The organism is Aeromonas sp. 601039 (genome assembly GCF_049174415.1).
Classification (GTDB): Bacteria; Pseudomonadota; Gammaproteobacteria; order Enterobacterales; family Aeromonadaceae; genus Aeromonas; species Aeromonas veronii_A.
This window is the reverse complement of the sequence record NZ_JAAKTL010000030.1, coordinates 1-17,491: the sequence shown is the minus strand read 5'-3', so window position 1 is coordinate 17,491 and position 17,491 is coordinate 1. Positions and strand designations below refer to the sequence as shown.

General features: G+C 57.9%; 16 protein-coding genes. 3 read left to right on the top strand and 13 right to left on the bottom strand.

The genetic code is table 11. The features are described from left to right. Positions 1 to 104: 104 nt before the first annotated feature. Positions 105 to 605: a 2TM domain-containing protein gene (locus tag G5195_RS18450; protein WP_421210014.1), complete on the bottom strand. Its 501-nt coding sequence runs from the start codon at positions 603 to 605 to the stop codon at positions 105 to 107. 172 nt (positions 606 to 777) lie between these two features. Beyond that, on the bottom strand, positions 778 to 1,767 hold the full coding sequence (locus G5195_RS18445; RefSeq protein ID WP_421210012.1) for a luciferase-like monooxygenase: 990 nt from the start codon (positions 1,765 to 1,767) through the stop codon (positions 778 to 780). Positions 1,768 to 1,977: 210 nt separating this feature from the next. Here G5195_RS18445 and G5195_RS18440 point away from each other — a divergent pair, with 210 nt between their 5' ends. Together G5195_RS18440 and G5195_RS18435 are read left to right on the top strand one after the other, a co-directional pair. Beyond that, positions 1,978 to 4,869, top strand: a complete 2,892-nt coding sequence (locus G5195_RS18440; RefSeq protein WP_421236381.1) for an HD domain-containing phosphohydrolase — start codon at positions 1,978 to 1,980, stop codon at positions 4,867 to 4,869. A gap of 131 nt (positions 4,870 to 5,000) precedes the next feature. Continuing rightward, a complete protein-coding gene (locus tag G5195_RS18435) occupies positions 5,001 to 5,339 on the top strand; it encodes a hypothetical protein (protein ID WP_421236380.1) in 339 nt (112 codons plus the stop codon). An 84-nt stretch (positions 5,340 to 5,423) separates the two neighbouring features. On the opposite strand, the gene G5195_RS18430 is transcribed toward G5195_RS18435, so the two are convergent. The 4 genes from G5195_RS18430 to rplU form a co-directional block, all read right to left on the bottom strand. Continuing rightward, entirely contained in the window at positions 5,424 to 6,794 is a 1,371-nt protein-coding gene (locus G5195_RS18430) for a YjiH family protein (protein WP_216952929.1), read from the bottom strand. A 372-nt stretch (positions 6,795 to 7,166) separates the two neighbouring features. Continuing rightward, positions 7,167 to 8,369, bottom strand: a complete 1,203-nt coding sequence (gene cgtA, locus G5195_RS18425; RefSeq protein WP_216952928.1) for an Obg family GTPase CgtA — start codon at positions 8,367 to 8,369, stop codon at positions 7,167 to 7,169. 190 nt (positions 8,370 to 8,559) lie between these two features. After that, positions 8,560 to 8,817, bottom strand: a complete 258-nt coding sequence (gene rpmA, locus G5195_RS18420) for a 50S ribosomal protein L27 (RefSeq protein ID WP_005304202.1) — start codon at positions 8,815 to 8,817, stop codon at positions 8,560 to 8,562. Between the two features lie 17 nt (positions 8,818 to 8,834). Beyond that, entirely contained in the window at positions 8,835 to 9,146 is a 312-nt protein-coding gene (gene rplU / locus G5195_RS18415) for a 50S ribosomal protein L21 (RefSeq protein WP_005304210.1), read from the bottom strand. Between the two features lie 242 nt (positions 9,147 to 9,388). Here rplU and ispB point away from each other — a divergent pair, with 242 nt between their 5' ends. Further along, entirely contained in the window at positions 9,389 to 10,360 is a 972-nt protein-coding gene (gene ispB, locus G5195_RS18410) for an octaprenyl diphosphate synthase (protein ID WP_421222476.1), read from the top strand. Positions 10,361 to 10,441: 81 nt separating this feature from the next. Here the strand turns inward: ispB and G5195_RS18405 are convergent, their stop codons facing one another. The 7 genes from G5195_RS18405 to mutL all read right to left on the bottom strand — a co-directional run bounded on the left by G5195_RS18405 (position 10,442) and on the right by mutL (position 17,290). After that, on the bottom strand, positions 10,442 to 10,630 hold the full coding sequence (locus G5195_RS18405) for a DUF2065 domain-containing protein (protein ID WP_421222474.1): 189 nt from the start codon (positions 10,628 to 10,630) through the stop codon (positions 10,442 to 10,444). A 98-nt stretch (positions 10,631 to 10,728) separates the two neighbouring features. Then, the gene (gene hflC / locus G5195_RS18400) at positions 10,729 to 11,613 is read right to left on the bottom strand and encodes a protease modulator HflC (protein WP_421222473.1); all 885 of its coding nucleotides are present in this window, start codon (positions 11,611 to 11,613) and stop codon (positions 10,729 to 10,731) included. Between the two features lie 3 nt (positions 11,614 to 11,616). Continuing rightward, on the bottom strand, positions 11,617 to 12,765 hold the full coding sequence (hflK, locus tag G5195_RS18395) for an FtsH protease activity modulator HflK (protein ID WP_319919773.1): 1,149 nt from the start codon (positions 12,763 to 12,765) through the stop codon (positions 11,617 to 11,619). A 48-nt stretch (positions 12,766 to 12,813) separates the two neighbouring features. After that, positions 12,814 to 14,100, bottom strand: a complete 1,287-nt coding sequence (hflX, locus tag G5195_RS18390; protein ID WP_421172861.1) for a ribosome rescue GTPase HflX — start codon at positions 14,098 to 14,100, stop codon at positions 12,814 to 12,816. A gap of 63 nt (positions 14,101 to 14,163) precedes the next feature. Beyond that, positions 14,164 to 14,427, bottom strand: a complete 264-nt coding sequence (hfq, locus tag G5195_RS18385; RefSeq protein ID WP_005339045.1) for an RNA chaperone Hfq — start codon at positions 14,425 to 14,427, stop codon at positions 14,164 to 14,166. Between the two features lie 72 nt (positions 14,428 to 14,499). Further along, positions 14,500 to 15,429, bottom strand: coding sequence for a tRNA (adenosine(37)-N6)-dimethylallyltransferase MiaA (gene miaA / locus G5195_RS18380; protein ID WP_421222471.1), 930 nt, complete (start codon positions 15,427 to 15,429; stop codon positions 14,500 to 14,502). Next, entirely contained in the window at positions 15,419 to 17,290 is a 1,872-nt protein-coding gene (gene mutL / locus G5195_RS18375; RefSeq protein ID WP_421222469.1) for a DNA mismatch repair endonuclease MutL, read from the bottom strand. Before mutL ends, miaA begins: the two co-directional genes overlap by 11 nt. Positions 17,291 to 17,491 lie beyond the last annotated feature (201 nt).

The window sequence follows — 17,491 nt, the reverse complement described above, 5'->3', positions numbered from 1 at the left end:
CTGGCGGTCGCTGCCGCACGGATGGCCACAACCCGCTCCAATCACAAAGCCCGGTAATCTGCCGGGCTTGCTGTTTTAGGCTCCCTGTTTTCCGGCGAACGAAGTTACAACTTGCGCCCCAGCCGCTTCTCGATCTGGCGCCGCTCCCACTCGGGGCCAAACAGCTTGAAGGGCTGAAACACCCGAACAGCATGGGAGGCAAGCCCCAATCCCCAGCCCAGGGTTGGCCACCAGGCCCAGATGTACTCCGGATTGCTCAGGCAATTGATGACAAACAGCCCGCAGATCACCACCACGTAGCTAGCGACATGGTGATAGAAGCCCTTGAGCTCCTCCACATAGCGCATTGCCACCCGCTCCTCTGCCGATACCTGCACCGCATCCTGACCCATAGTGTCACGTCCTCTCATCTCGCGCTCCTGTTGCTCTGATCCATCCAGTTGAGCCACATCGAGTTCAAAGACGGCGGCCAGGGCCTTGAGAGATTCCAGTCCGGGTTGCTGCCCCTGCTCGATCCGCTGGATAGTGCGGACACTCAAACCAGTCAACGTTGCCAACTGATCCTGAGACCAACCCCGTTGCAATCTCAACTTCCTGACGATCATCTCGAACTCCTTGTGGTAATTGACAGGGCCAGCATAGGGCTTGCGCCGCGAAAGGTGACACGACAGATGGACGACATCAACCTGACAACTCTTTAAAATCAATTAGTTGAATAAACATAAAGAGATATAAGGTCAAGCTCTGGCACACAGGCAGATGTGCCAGGATGTGTAATCACAGGCTCTGCATCAGCTCGGCGGCAATTTCAAAGGAGCGCAGTCGGGCCTGATGATCGACGATGGGGCCATTGAACATCAACTCATCGGCACGGGTTTCCGCCAGCAGCGCCTTGAGGCCGTGACGAACCTGCTCAGGGTCTCCCACCAGAGAGCGGGCAAGGGTCTGTTCCATCGCCATCAGCTCACGGGGAGACCACTCATCGCCAAGCTGGACGATCGGCGCGGGCAGCTTGCCCGCATCACCGCGATGAAGGCGCAAGAACTGCTGCTGCACGGTAGTGAACTGGAAGCGGGCCTCCCGCTCGCTGTCGGCGGCAATCATGTTGATGCAGACCACCGCATGGGGCTTGGGCCAGCGAGCGGAGGGGCGATACTGGCTACGGTAGATCTCCAGCGCCTGCAGCAACATGGCGGGAGCAAAATGGGAGGCAAACCCGAACGGCAAGCCCATCGCCGCTGCAAGTTGCGCGCTGTAGAGGCTGGAGCCCAGCAGCCAGATGGGCAGATGCAGCCCCTGACCGGGCACCGCCTGCACCGCGCCGATCTCGTCGCCAAAGTAGCTCATCAGCTCGCGCACATCGGCCGGAAAATCATCCACCTCGCCACTGCGCATACGCCGCAGCGCCCGCATGGTGCGCTGATCGGTCCCGGGGGCGCGGCCAAGGCCAAGGTCGATGCGGTCGGGATAGAGAGAAGCCAAGGTGCCAAACTGCTCGGCAATCACCAGCGGCGAGTGGTTCGGCAGCATGATGCCACCCGCGCCGATCCGCAAAGTGGTGGTGGCTTCGGCCAGATGACCGATCAGCACCGAGGTGGCGGCACTGGCAATGCCCGGCATGTTGTGGTGTTCGGCCAGCCAGTAGCGCTGGTAACCCCAGCCCTCGGCATGGCGGGCTAGATCCCGCGAACGGCGAAATGACTCGGCAGGTACGGAACCTTCGGCAACAGGCACCAGATCGAGCACGGAATAGGGGATGGCAGGCATGAGTCACTCCATGGATTTACAGACCAGTAACAAGTGAGGCAATGTAGCACGGGATACCTGAATGAATCACTATCTCCTGCCAAGCTCTGCCTGGCAGTGGGCAACCATGGAAAAGCACAGATATCAGGCCAGTATTGTCATTTCTGTTATCGTATTGACACACTGCTGACAGATCGTCTCCGCAAGCATCACTGTGACAAGGAAATGTCCATGATCACTGCCAGATCCGGGCGCAAGCCCTTCTATGTTCACATTGCCACCCTATTTACCCTGCTGTTCAGTGTGCTGGGCATGCTGCTGATTCTGCTGCAGTTCCAGCAGGGCTCTCGCCAGATGCTGGAACATGAGCGCCACAACTTCAAACAGTACCGGGAACAGCTGGCCCTCGCTCTGCAATTGAACGAGCAGCCAGCCCGCATGTCCCTCAGCCTGCTAGCCAGCAGCCGACTGGCCGACATGAGTGATCTGGCAAGCCGACTGGAGTATCTGCCGCAGTTGGCAGAGATCTTGGCCAATCGCGACAGCTATGGTGCCGTCTACATCGGCTATGAGAGTGGCGATTTCTTTCTGGTACGAAAACTCACGGAACGGGCCCGGGTCCAGTTGCAGGCTGTGCCTGAAGGCAGCCAGTTGCTGGTTCAGAGCCTGAGTAGCGGGCGGGGAGAGTTCCTCTATTTTGACGAGCAGCTGCAACTTTTGGCACGGCGAGCCATGGCGGATTATCGATTCGATCCCCGCAGCCGCGACTGGTACCGGCTGGCTCGCGGTTCATCAAAGATTGTCGCCACCACCCCCTATCTCTTTTTTACCACCAGGGAGCCAGGCATGACGCTGGCTGTCACCAGCCATAGCCAACGAGCCGTGATCGGGCTGGATGCCAGTGTCGAGGGGCTCTCGGCCTTGATTGGCGAGCTGCAGTTGCCGCTCCAAAGCCAGGTAGTGTTGTTCGATCGCTCCGCGACCCTACTGGCGGCCGATCCTGTACATCTGCCAGCCTATGATCAGCTAACCCAGCTGCCAGCGATCACGGCTCTGGGCAGCCCAGTCATGGCCGAGCTGAAAACTAGGCTAGAGAGGACGCCTGTGCTGCTGGATGGTTCTCCCCGGGAGCTGACCCTGACCACAGGGGAAAAACAAGAGTGGCTGGTCAATATCTCCCCCCTCGGCAAGGACACCCCTTTTTACATCGCCCTGCTGGTCTCGGCAGATCTGCTCTATCAGCAGGCACGCAATGAAGCACTGATCAATATGGCATGGGCGCTGACCAGCCTGTTGTTGCTGCTGCCAGTAATCTGGATGGTCTCCCGCCGTACCGCTACCCCGCTGCGGGCCCTGACCCGCGAGGCCGAGCGGATCCAGCGTTTCGACTTTGGCGAGGGGCAGGTTCCAGAATCGGCCATCCGGGAGATAGATGACCTTGCCCGCACCATGTCCGGCATGCGCCAAACCCTCGGCAACTTCATGAACATGGGTAGAGCACTGGCTGCAGAGCACCGCTTCGACTCCCTGCTAAGCCGCATCCTGCATGAAACCATCGCCGCGGTACAGGCAAAAGGGGGGTGCCTCTACCTGGCCCAACAGCAAAAGATGCAGCCGGTCCAGGCCCGCTGGCAGCAAACCGAGCTGCCCCTTGGGCAGGTTCCATGGCCACAACCATTGCTATCCGGCATGGCCACTTCTCAGCGCATCTCCCTCAGCCTGGATGAGGCGACATGGAGGCAACACCTGGACAGTTGGGGTTCCTTTCCCGACCCATGCCAGCTGGTGGCTGAGCCGCTCTGCAACCATCGTCAGGAGCTGATCGGATACCTCCTGCTGATCCTGCCACGCTGCAGCGAACAGGAGCTGGCATCGCGCATCAGCCTCATCGAAGCGCTGGCGGGCACTTCCGCCTCCGCCATCGAGAACCAGCGCTTGCTGGAAGAGCAGAAACAGCTGCTCGAATCGTTTATCGAGCTGATGGCCGGCGCCATCGACGCCAAGAGCCCCTACACCGGCGGTCACTGCCAGCGGGTGCCGGAGCTGACCCGGATGCTGACCGAGGCGGCCTGCGCCCAGCGACAGGGCCCCTTTGCCGATTTCACTCTCAACGAGGAGGAGTGGGAAGCCATCCATATCGCCAGCTGGCTACATGACTGTGGCAAGGTGACCACCCCGGAGTTCGTGGTCGACAAGGCCACCAAACTGGAGACCCTCTACGACCGGATCCACGAGATCCGCACCCGTTTTGAAGTACTCAAGCGGGATGTCTATATCGAGAGCCTCGCTGCCCGCTTGTCATCAGAGATCAGAAGTGCCTGCCGGGAAGAGGCAGCCCCGCGCTGGGCCGAGCTGGATCAGGAGTTTGCCTTCATCGCCGAGTGCAATCTGGGTGGCGAGTGGATGGCCCCCGAGAAGATTGAACGGCTCGACGCCATCGCCAGCCGCACCTGGCTGCGCACCCTGGACGATCGGCTCGGCATCAGCCGGGAGGAGATCAAGCTGCGTCAGAAAGAACCATCTCCCGAGTTGCCCTGCCTCGAGCCACTGCTGGCCGACAAGTGCTGGCACCTTGTGCCTCGTCCGGATGGAGATCGGTTCGACGAGCACAATCCCTGGGGCTTCAAGGTCAAGGTACCGCACCATCTCTACAACCGGGGGGAGAGATACAACCTTGCCATCAGCAGGGGAACCCTCACCGAGGAGGAGCGCTACAAGATCAACGAGCACATCATCCAGACCATACGCATGCTGGAGCACCTCCCCTTCCCCCGTCATCTGCGCTGCGTGCCGGAGATTGCCGGCGGCCATCACGAGCGGATGGATGGCAAGGGTTACCCACGCCAGCTGACCGGATCACAGATGAGCGTACCGGCCCGCATCATGGCTATCGCCGATATTTTCGAGGCTCTGACCGCCAGTGATCGCCCCTACAAATCTGGCAAGACGGTCTCCCAGGCTCTTGCCATCATGCAGAGCATGGTACGTGAACAGCATATCGACCCGGATCTGTTCGTTCTGTTTGTCAGCAGCGGTATCTGGCGCGATTACGCCAGACGCTTCCTCGAGACCGCCCAACTGGATCAGGTGGATGAAACCGCACTGCTGGCCGCACAGGCCTAGCTGGGTCATATCTTCTTACATTTGCGGGCTGGCCTGAACGCCCCGGGCTGGTTATAACGGTGCCCCTATAGCGAAGGGGGAGCAATAGACTCCCCCTCACTCTTTGTCACACCACACTGTTCAGGTTATCTATGTCAAAACATCTCGTTCTGCTGGGCGCACTGACGCTCTCCGGTTGCGCCCTGTTGTCTCCCCCCGCACCTACCGTTACCCCGGTGCACCTTGCCGATCCCAGCCAGCGCGGCTTCTACATCGAGTGCAGCAGCATGAAAGCCTGCTTCCAGCAGGCCAACCAGACCTGCCCGCAAGGTTACAAGGAGACCGATCGTCACCAGCAGACGCTCTACAGCACCCAGTATCTGGGGGGAAGCTACGACGAAGATAAGAAGGTCTACAAGGCGGCCAAGCCCTATAGCATCGCCAACACGGTCCACTCGTTGACCATACAGTGTCCCGTCACTACAGGCTGAGCCAACCGAAGGGGTACTCTCTCCCGTTACTGCGAAAAAGAAAACGGTCAACCGAGGTTGACCGTTTTTCACTGCGCTGCGCCCTTAAAACAGCAGGTGTGCCACCCCGGCAATCACCGGCAGGGTAACCAGGGTGCGCATCAGGAAGATCACAAACAACTCCCACAGTTTGACCGGGATCTTGCTGCCAAGCAGCAGGGCCCCCACTTCGGACATATAGATCAGCTGGGTCACCGACATGGCGGCAATGACGAAGCGGGTCATCTCGCTATCGATGGTCGAAGCCAGCACAGCCGGAATAAACATATCGGCAAAACCGACCATGATAGTCTTGGATGCGGCTTCCGCCTCCGGCAGTTGCAGCAGTTCCAGCAAGGGGACGAAGGGGGCGCCAAGCCAGTTGAAGATGGGGGTGTGTTCGGCCAGCATCAGGGCACAGGTACCGATCGCCATGACCACAGGCAACACGCCAAACAGCATGTCGAGCGCATTTTTCACCCCTTCCCGGGCGACGGCACCGAGACCGGTCATCTGCTCTGCCTTGGTCAATGCACGTTCGAGACCATAACTCATCACACTGTGCTGGTGGGGCACCGCCTCCTGCTTGCGACACAGGGGAGCGCCATCGATATAGATATCCTTCTTCCAGGATAGCGGCGGCAGACGTGGCACCACGATAGCGGCAACCACCCCAGCCAGACAGACAGTCAGATAGAAGGGAACGAACATGTGTTCCAGCTTCACCTGGGAGATCACTACCAGACAGAAGGTGATGGAGACGGCGGAGAAGGTGGTGCCAATAACGGCCGCTTCCCGCTGGGTATAGAACTTCCCTTCGTACTGCTTGCTGGTCAGCAGGATGCCGACACTGCCATCCCCCAGCCAGGAGGCAAAGCAGTCTACGGCAGAGCGACCCGGCAACCGGAATACCGGACGCATGATGCGAGTCATCATAGTGCCGACAAACTCCAGCAGCCCGAAATCGAGCAGCAACGGCAGCAGCAGGCCGGCAAAAATGAAGACTGAAAACAGCACCGGCAGCAGATCGTTGAGCACCAGGCCGCCGGTTGCGCCTGAATAAAGCACCTCTGGTCCCACCTGGAAGAAGGTCAGCAGCACGAAAATACCACCCACCACCCGCACGCAGGCCCAGAAAGGAGAGACGTTGAACAGGCTGTTGAGGAATGGTCTACGCACCAGAATCGCCGGTTTGAACAACCAGGTGATGATAGTCATCAGCATGGTGGTAGTGATCACCGCACTGACCATGGCAACCAGATAATCGGCAAAAACCCGCTGCACCAGCTTGGCCAGCACTGCGACGGGGATGGTGACGTTACCGTCATAGACGACCGGCGTCATGAACAGCAAGATACCGATCAGTGACGGTATTAGAAACATCAACAAGTTACGGCGGGTATTAACCGCAGATGCTTCAAGACTCTTTTCCAGCATGATAAGACTGCCCTAATGTTACTTTTCCATAGCCCGGCCTACCTGCGTATTCATGCATTAACCGGCAAAACGGGCGCAAGAATACTCCAAAAAAATGCACAAACAAGCCCATAATGCATAAATCTGCGCATAAAAATTTTTACAGGTAAACCTTCCATCAAAACAATCAGATACAGAAACGCATATCGATTCAATCGACATCGCCAGATGATTGTTTCATTACTGTTAATTTTGATGGGCAGTATAAACAGTTATCAACGGCAGGCAATAAGTGGCATCACAAACATACCTAATGAGCCACTACTCGACAGGCATAAAAAAACCGGAGCCTGTTCAGGCTCCGGTTATCAATGAAATGGACAGACAAGGGTATCAGTCACGGACGTAGATCACTTCCACACCATCATCATCTTCGTCATCCCAATCATCATCGTCGAGACTTTCGTCAAAGGCCATGGAGGCGGCAAGCGCTTCCGCTTCGGCTTTAGCCAGCTGGTTCTTGTGGTAGTCGTCCCACTTGAACTCCACTTTCTCGATCGCCTCTTTGGCATCCTGCTCCAGCTGACGGGGCATGGTATCCAGCAGATCCAGGATGTCGTAGCAGACCTTCTTGGTCCCTTCCTTGCTGATGGCAGTGATGGCGTAGACCGGCCCTTCGTGGTTGAGGGCGGCTTTCACGCGATCCATCACTTCCTGAGCCTCTTCTTCCAGGATCAGATCCATCTTGTTGAACACCAGCCAGCGCGGCTTGCCAGCCAGTTCCGGGCTGTACTTCTCCAGCTCACGCACGATGGTCACGGCATTTTCAGCCGGATCGGAGCCATCAATGGGGCAAATATCCACCAGATGGATCAACACGCGGCAGCGTTCGAGGTGCTTGAGGAAACGGATACCAAGACCTGCGCCTTCGGCTGCCCCCTCAATCAGGCCCGGAATATCGGCGATCACGAAGGAGCGGGAGTTCTCACCACGCACCACACCGAGGTTCGGCACCAGGGTGGTAAAGGGATAATCAGCGACTTTCGGGCGGGCGGCAGAAACGGCGCGAATAAAGGTAGATTTACCGGCGTTGGGCAGACCCAGCATACCGACGTCAGCCAGCAACAGCAGCTCCAGCTTCAGGGTACGCACTTCGCCCGGTGTGCCGTTGCTCTTCTGGCGTGGAGCCCGGTTGACCGAACTCTTGAAGCGGGTATTGCCCAAACCGTGGAAACCGCCCTTGGCAACCAGCAACTTCTGCTCGTGGTGAGTCAAGTCGCCCAGCAACTCGCCGGTATCGTCATCGGTTGCACGGGTACCGACCGGCACGCGCAGGATCTTGTCCTTGCCACGACGACCGGTACAGTTGGCACTCTGGCCATTCTCGCCACGCTCGGCAGCATGGAAACGCTCAAAACGGTAGTCGATCAGGGTGTTGAGGTTCTCATCGGCAACCAGATAGACGTCACCACCGTCACCACCGTCACCACCATCCGGACCACCGTTGGGAATATATTTTTCACGGCGAAAACTTACACAACCGTTACCACCGTCACCGGCATCGACTCGAATCTGGACTTCATCAACAAACTTCATAGGTAACCGTCACCTTAATTCGAAAAACCGATACGCAATTATAGTGGTACAGACCCCTGCGGGCGATACGCATCTTGCCTCTCCGGGCAATCTCGGTACCCGGGTCATCTGCGTTCCGTTTTTTCGTCATTATTTCGGAAAAACAAAAGCCCCGCCTGTTGGCGGGGCTTCGGATCCTTGCGGTCCGTAATTACTCAGCAACGATGCTAACGTACTTACGATTCAGCGGACCTTTAACTTCGAACTGCACCTTGCCGTTCGCGGTAGCGAACAGGGTGTGGTCCTTGCCCAGACCAACGTTCTCACCAGCGTGGAACTTGGTACCGCGCTGACGAACGATGATGCTGCCAGCCAGAACTGTTTCGCCGCCGAAACGCTTCACGCCCAGGCGTTTAGCTTCAGAATCGCGACCGTTGCGGGATGAACCGCCAGCTTTTTTGTGTGCCATCTATCGGACTCCTCTAATTAAGCGCTGATGCCAGTGATTTTGACTTCAGTGAACCACTGACGGTGGCCCGCTTGCTTACGGTGGTGCTTACGACGACGGAACTTGACGATAGTCACTTTCTCGCCACGGCCGTGAGCCACAACTTCAGCTACAACCTTGCCACCTTCAACGAAAGGAGCACCTACTTTAAAAGTGTCGCCTGCAGCAACCATCAGCACTTCGTTGAAGTCGATGGTAGCGCCAGTCTCAACGTTCAGCTTTTCCAGACGAACGATTTGACCTTCGGCCACACGGTGTTGTTTTCCGCCGCTTTGGAATACCGCGTACATTTGATTAACTCCGTAAAGGCATGTCTTTTGCTCAAGGCTAGACATGCGCAAAAACCTATAACAATGGGCGGGCATTCTACGCAAATCGATCTGCTCAGGCAAGGCCAATTTAGCAAAAAGTTTATTTTGTGCGCATATCTGCCGCCGTGGATAAACGCCTAACTGTAACCCATTGTGAAATCGTGTAGAATCCCTGCCATTACTAAAATCGCAGTTATTGCTGCTGTCACGTTACGAGACTTATGGACCAACAGACTATCCGTGCGCTCTGTGCCGCCGACATGACGGCGGTCAATGAACTGATCCTGGCCCGACTCCAGTCCGACGTTAGTCTGATTAATCAGCTGGGTTTCTACATTGTCAGCGCCGGCGGGAAACGGATGCGCCCCATGCTGACCGTGATGGCTGCGCGTGCGCTGGGCTATGAGGGTGAGGATCACCTGAAACTGGCCGCCATCATCGAATTCATTCACACCTCTACCCTGCTGCACGACGACGTGGTCGACGAATCCGACCTGCGCCGCGGCCGGGAGACCGCCAACGCCATGTTTGGCAATGCTGCCAGCGTGCTGGTCGGTGACTACCTCTATAGCCGCTCCTTCCAGATGATGGCCGAACTCTCCAACCTGCGGGTGATGGAGATCCTCTCGGATGCAACCAACACCATCGCCGAAGGGGAAGTGTTGCAGCTGATGAACTGCAACGACCCGGATACCACCGAAGAGAGCTACATGACGGTCATCTACTGCAAGACCGCCAAGCTGTTCGAGGCCGCTACCCGACTCGCCGCCGTGCTGACCCATCAGCCGGAGCCCGTCGAACAGGCCATGACCGATTACGGCAAGTATCTGGGCACCGCGTTCCAGATCATTGATGACGTGATGGACTACTGCTCCCAGAGCGAAGAGATGGGCAAGAACGTCGGCGACGATCTGGCCGAAGGCAAACCGACCCTGCCGCTGCTGCGCGCCATGGAAGTGGGTAGTGCGGAAGAGCGCCAACTGGTGCGTGATGCCATCGAGCACCGCAACGGCATGGAGCATCTCGACCAGATCCTGGCCATTCTCGACCGCACCGGTGCGCTGGAGTACTCCCGCATGCGCGCAAGGGAAGAGGCGGACAAGGCCATTGCCGCGCTCGCCATCCTGCCTGACTCCCCGCACAAACAGGCGCTGGAAACACTGGCCCACATGGCGGTGCAGCGCAGTGCCTGAGTAAACGACATGCATGAAAAAAGAGGCCTTCGGCCTCTTTTTTATTGTCTGCTATCTGCTGAGCAGTGCATTTCGCCAGACTCAGCGACTCACCATCCAGAGGATCACGCTGCCAGCCACCAACAGCGAGCCGCCGATACGGCGTAGCTGCTCCGCCGGTTGTTCGCTCAACAGCCGCAGCATCTGCTGCCACACTCTTGGCATCAGAAACGGCCCCAACCCTTCAAACAGCAACAGCAGACCCAGCCCCGTCAGTATGGATGTCATCATTCTGCCCCTCTCCCGTCAAAAACCATTGACCCCGTTTGTTTGGCAGACAAATAAAAGGGCCTGACAAAGCAGGCCCCTGGCAAAACAACTCCCGACACTTACTGCTTGGTGCCTTCAGGAGACTTGAAGTAACGGAAAAACTCGCTATCCGGCTTGAGCACCATCAGGTCATTGCCACCGGCGAAGCTCTTGCGATAGGCCTCCATACTGCGCACGAAGCTGAAAAACTCGGGGTCTTTCTTGTAGCTGTCAGCATAGATTTTGGCGGCTTCCGCATCCCCTTCACCGCGCAGTTGACGAGCGTTACTCTCTGCATCAGCGATCATCACGGTCACTTTGCGATCGATATCGGCCCGCAGGATCTCGGCCTGCTCACGCCCCTGGGAGCGATGCTCACGGGCCACGGCAGTACGCTCGGCCCGCATCCGCTGGTAAATGGAGTTGGACACTTCCACCGGCAGGTTGATCTGCTTGATCCGCACATCCACCACCTTGATGCCGAGCTCGGAGGAGCGCGCCATCTTCATCAGAGCATCTTCCATCACGGTACTGCGTTCACCGGAGACGATATCCTTGATGGTACGATTACCGATCTCGGAGCGCAGACCGTTGTTGATTTTGCGCTTGAGCAGATCCTCGGCCTGCAACTTGTTGCCACCACCGGTTGCCAAGTAGTACTTGGAGAAGTCCTCGATCTTCCATTTCACATAGGAATCGATGATCAGGTCTTTCTTCTCGGAGGTGACAAAACGGTCAGCCTGGCTGTCGATGGTCTGGATGCGTGCATCCATTTTGCGAACCTGGTCGATGAGCGGCACCTTGAAGTGCAGGCCCGGTTCATAGAGGCGGGGTTCACCGGAGTCAACCCGCTTCACCTTGCCGAACTGCACCACAATCCCCTTCTGGCCTTCATCAACGATAAAGACAGAGGAGAAGCAGACCATGGCCGCGACAGCGATTACACCAATAGCTAGCTTTTTCATCTATCAGTTTCTCCCTGAGCTGAAGCGGTCACCGCTACGCAGCGGCGTCGGAGTGGAGTTGGCGCCCTCGTTGGAAGCTGGCGTGGACTCGATGGTCGGCGCAGCAGCTGGACGCCCCTGCTGGACGCTCGCCTGCTTGCCAGCCAACTTGTCGAGCGGCAGATAGATCATGCTGTTGTTGCCAGCCGGCATGTCGACCACCACTTTATTGGCCTGCTGATAGAGCTCTTCCATGGTCTCCAGGTAGATACGATTGCGTGTCAGATCGGGCGCAGCTTGATACTGGGGCAGCAGCTCGTTGAAGCGGGCCACTTCACCCTGGGCTTTCAGCACAATCTGGGACTTGTAGGCTTCCGCTTCCTGCTCCAGACGCTTGACCTGACCACGGGCCTTCGGCTCGACTTCACGGGCATAGGCTTCGGCCTCGCGGATGAAGCGTTGCTCATCTTCCTGAGCGGCAATGGCGTCATCAAACGCATCCTTCACCTCTTCCGGCGGACGAGCCGGCAAGAAGTTGACGTCGACGATCTGCAGACCCATCTGGTAAGGCTCGATGATGCCATCAATCACCTGCCAGGTCTCCTGACGCACCTTCTCACGGCCGGTGGTCAGCACGTCGTCCATCTTGGTGTGGCCCACAACATAACGCAGGGCACTGTCGGTGGCCTGACTCAGGCTCTCGTCAGCATTCGTTACGCTAAACAGATACTGCTCGGGGTTGACGACACGGTACTGCACGTCCATCTCGACCCGCACCACGTTTTCATCCTGAGTCAGCATGAAACCGGAAGCAGGCAGCGAGCGCACGGACTCGACATCCACAGGGATCACCTTGTCGATAAAGGTGGGATTCCAGCGCAGACCCGGCTCGACAATATGGGAAAACTTGCCAAACCGCAGCACTGCACCACGTTCCGCTTCACGAATGGTGTAGAAGCCGCTGACAACCCACACCACCACAGCGATCACCAGTGCGATGGAGATACCAAAGCGACCGACATCACCACCGGATGTGCCACCACCAAACAGGCCCCCGAAGCGACGGCTCATCTTGCGCAGCATTTCGTCCAGATCAGGGGGCCCCTGATTCTTGCCGTTGTTCCCCCAAGGGTCACGGTCTTTGCCGTTGTTACCAGGCTCATTCCAAGCCATCAGCGTCTCCATTAATACTTGCGGATGGATATCACCTCTATCAGAACATCAATGTCTGATAAAGCGTTGTAAACTCTCACCTTCCTGCTTTACGAGGCGGTTCCAGTCGGCCACTTGCAAGCGGACTTCCAGCACGAAATCTCCCTCCTCGCTAAAGCCTTCCTGCTCAATGCCCTTCAACTGATAAAGCGCACTGCGCAATCTTGCTGCCGAGGGTGGCAACTGCAGGGTGTGGTGCACCATGGAGCCGGCCAGCAGTTCAGTCAGCGCCGTAAACAGATGCTCACAACCTTCACCAGTCTGAGCCGACAGCCAGACGCGCAATGGGCGCCCCTCGTCATCTCGCTCCAGACCAGCAGGACGATCCGCCAGCTTGTCGATCTTGTTGCAGATCATCAGCTGAGGCCTGTCGTCAGCTTCAATTTCGGCCAGCACCTGCTGCACGGAGTCGATATTCTCCTGCATCTGCTCATCGGCACAGTCCACCACATGCAGCAGCAGATCCGCTTCGCGGGTCTCCTGCAGGGTCGCTTTGAAAGCCGCGACCAGATCATGAGGCAAGTGCCGAATAAATCCAACCGTGTCAGCCAAAATCACATCACCCACATCCCGGATCACCAGTTTTCGCAGGGTCGGGTCCAGTGTTGCGAACAACTGGTCGGCAGCATACACGCTGGCAGCTGTAAGTTGGTTGAACAAAGTGGATTTTCCGGCGTTTGTGTAACCAACCAGAGAAACTGTCGGTACTTCGTTGCGGTTGCGGGCACGACGTCCCTGCTCCCGCTGCTTTGCTACCTTGTCGAGCCGGCGCAAAATCGCCTTGATGCGTTCCCGCAGCAGACGTCGGTCAGTTTCAAGCTGGGTTTCACCCGGACCACGCAGACCGATCCCGCCCTTTTGACGCTCAAGGTGGGTCCAGCCTCGCACCAGGCGAGTGGAAAGGTGGCGTAACTGGGCCAGTTCGACCTGCAGTTTACCTTCATGGGTTCGGGCGCGCTGGGCGAAGATGTCGAGGATCAGACCGGTTCTGTCCACCACCCGGCACTGGAACAGACGTTCCAGATTTCGTTCCTGGGCAGGAGTCAGGGCATGGTTGAAGATCACCACATCCGCATCCAGCATCTGGACCTGGGACGCGATCTCTTCAGCCTTGCCGCTGCCGACAAAAAATTTGGCACTGGGCGCACTACGACTGGTGGTGATGACCGCCAGCGCATTTACACCGGCAGAACTCACCAACATCTTGAGCTCTTCCAGATCCTCCCGCTCACCCTCATCACTGAAGTTGACATGCACCAGAACGGCCTGTTCGCCAGCTTCATAACGGTCAAACAAGCGCTTGCTCCTTAACAGGAATCATGATGAATCTGAGTTGGCGAGTCGACTCGCCCAGGGATATCACGCCTCGGCATCACCCTGTTCATCAGCCGCGCCACCCGGAGTGGGCTGGTGATGATTGACGGCACGGGCCGGTACGACAGTCGAGATGGCGTGCTTGTAAACCATCTGGCTCACGGTGTTTTTCAGCAGGATAACAAACTGGTCAAAAGACTCGATCTGACCTTGCAGTTTGATGCCGTTCACCAAATAGATAGAAACAGGAATCCGCTCACGGCGCAGCGCATTCAAAAACGGGTCTTGGAGAGATTGCCCCTTAGCCATTTTTCTTTTCCTTATAGTTTGTTGTTTTTAAACACCGAATATCAATATAACAACCTGATTATACAGGGAGTGTCAAGCCGCACCAGCGCGAGCAAGCACGAGGTCAAGATTGCCAGACTCACCAGATTCCAACCAGGTCACGTCGGGCCAGCCGCGCAACCAGGTCATCTGTCGTTTTGCCAATTGGCGTGTGGCAACAATGCCACGATAACGCATCTCATCATACCCCACTTCACCGCACAGGTAGTCCCACATTTGGCGATAACCCACACAGCGAATGGAGGGGAGATCCGGGGTCAGATCGCCGCGCGCCATCAGCGCACGAACCTCCTGTTCAAAGCCACCTTGCAGCATCTTGTCAAAGCGCTGTTCGATCCGCTGATGCAGCACGGCGCGATCGCTCGGGGCGATGGCAAACTGCTGCACCCGATAGGGCAAGCCCTCCCCCTGCACCTGCGTCAGCTCGGTAAGGGTCTTGCCGCTGATGCGGTAGACCTCCAGCGCCCGGGAGAGTCGCTGCGGGTCATTGGGGTGGATCCGCGCACCGGCCACCGGGTCGATGCGCACCAGCTCATCGTGCAGCGCCTGCCAACCGAGGCGGGCAGCCTCTTCCTCAATCCCGGCACGAATGGCGGGATCGGCAGAGGGCAGCGGGGACAATCCCTCCAGCAACGCCTTGAAATAGAGCATGGTGCCGCCTACCAGCAACGGAATGCGGCCACGGTCGGCGATCTCTTTCATCTCCCGCAGGGCATCCTTGCAAAAATCGGCTGCCGAATAGCTCACTGCGGGATCAAGAATGTCGATCAGCCGGTGCGGGGCACGTGCCAGTTCATCGGCGGTCGGCTTGGCCGTACCTATATCCATGCCGCGATAGATCAGCGCCGAATCGACGCTGATGATGTCGCAGGGCAGCGCCTGGCACAGTTCAATGGCGAGATCCGTCTTGCCGGAGGCCGTCGGCCCCATCAGAAAAATTGCGGTCGGCAAGTCACTCGCCATGTTCAAACTCCTCCAGCACGGTCGCCAGCGAAAGCGGGCGCACCATGCGAATGTCTGCCAGTTGGTCACTGAAATCGGTCACAAGTTCCGTCAGCAGACGACTGGCAGTTGAAAAATCGTATATCTTCTCGCGGCTTATCCCCTGCTCCACCAGCCATTGGCATAATACTTCAGCCTGCTGACCAGCATCACTGTCAGATCCGCCCTCGATAATTTGCAGCAATTCGGGTAACAGACGAACCAGATCGGTCTGGCGCAGCAGAGCCGGCACCCGAGTCAGGATCATGGTGTCGCGCCCCCCGCTTTTCAACTCCAGCCCCATCCGTTTCAGCAAACGTTCCTGCTCGGTCACCAGCGCGATCAAATTCTTCGGCAGCTTGAAGGAGACCGGCAGCAACAGTGGCTGGGCCGCCAGTCCCTGGCCCCAGGTCTCCAGCAGCCAGTGGCGTAGCAGCACCCGCTCGGCGCGTACCAGCGAGAGCAGCGCCAACTGATTATCCCGCTCGATCAACAGGTAGGCCTGCTCCACCAGTGTCAGGGCGCGACATCCCCCCTGTTTAGGTGACGGCACTGTGTCGGTGGACTGTGCGGGAGCAGCCTCAGCCGCAGTTGCGATAGGCAGCGTAGTGAGCAGAGCGCCCATGCCGCGCATCGCCTCCCGGCTTGGGAGCTCGGGCGGTTGATAATTGCTGGCTCGGCCAGCCCCACCGCCCCCCTCCCGTACCAGTGCAGGAGCCCGGTAGCTGTGCTCGGCACCGTACCATTCGGGACGTGGCACCTGACCGGGGTATTCAATCTGCGGACTGACCGGCAACTCGACCAGGGTTTCGGCCAGCGGAGTGTCCTGATGAGCGGTGCTCACCCCTTCGCGGCGCAGCGCAGTAAACAGCGCCTGAAAGATAAAGTCGTGGATCAGTCGCGCCTGATGGAAGCGCACCTCATGCTTGGCCGGGTGGACGTTGACATCCACCTGACGGGGATCCAGCTCGATATAGAGCACATAAGCGGCGAAGCGGTCGGGAGGCAGCAACTCATCATAGGCCTGACGAATGGCGTGGTTGATGAGCTTGTCGCGCATCATCCGGCCGTTGACATAGGTGTATTGCAGGTCGTTCTGCGGTCTTGCTCCCTCCGGAGTCGCCAGCCAGCCCCACAAACGCACATCGCTGTGTTCGCTCTCCACCGCCAGCGCATGGTGCATGAAGGGGGTGCCGCAAACGGCGGCGAGACGTCGCTCCTGCTCCGGCACGGTATTGGCGGTCTTGTACTGGCGCACCACCTTGCCATTGTGGCGTAGGATCAGGGTGGCATCGAAGCGGGAGAGCGCGATGCGGCGCACCAGCTCGTCGATATGGGCAAACTCGGTCTTTTCGCTGCGCATGAACTTGCGCCGCGCGGGGGTATTGAAGAAGAGATCCACTACCTCCACCGTGGTGCCCACCGGATGGGCCGCCGGCTTGATGGTGACGCTCATTTCGCGCCCTTCCGCCTGGGCTTGCCAGGCTTCGGACTGATCTGCAGTACGGGAGGTGAAGGTGAGACGGGAGACCGAGCTGATGGAGGCGAGCGCCTCGCCACGAAAGCCGAGGCTGTTGATCCCTTCCAGATCATCCAGCGTGGCCACCTTGGAGGTGGCGTGACGCGACAGCGCCAGCACCAGCTCGTCTTTGGCGACGCCACAGCCGTTGTCACGGATGCGGATCAGCTTGGCTCCCCCCTTGTCGATGTCGATCTCGACCCGATCGGCACCCGCATCCAGGCTGTTTTCCACCAGCTCTTTCACCACAGAAGAGGGCCGCTCCACCACCTCTCCGGCTGCAATCTGGTTGGCCAGAATGGGTGGCAAAATACGGATCGGCATCATTTACTCCTGAATTTCTATCTTGCGGATAGAGAGCCGTTCCACCACCTCTCCACCAACCGGAATCTGGTTGGCCAGGATAGGGGGCAATATACGGATCGGCATCACTTACTCCTGAATTTCAATCTTGCGGATAGAGAGCCGCTCCACCACCTCTCCACCAACCGGAATCTGGTTGGCCAGGATAGGGGGCAATATACG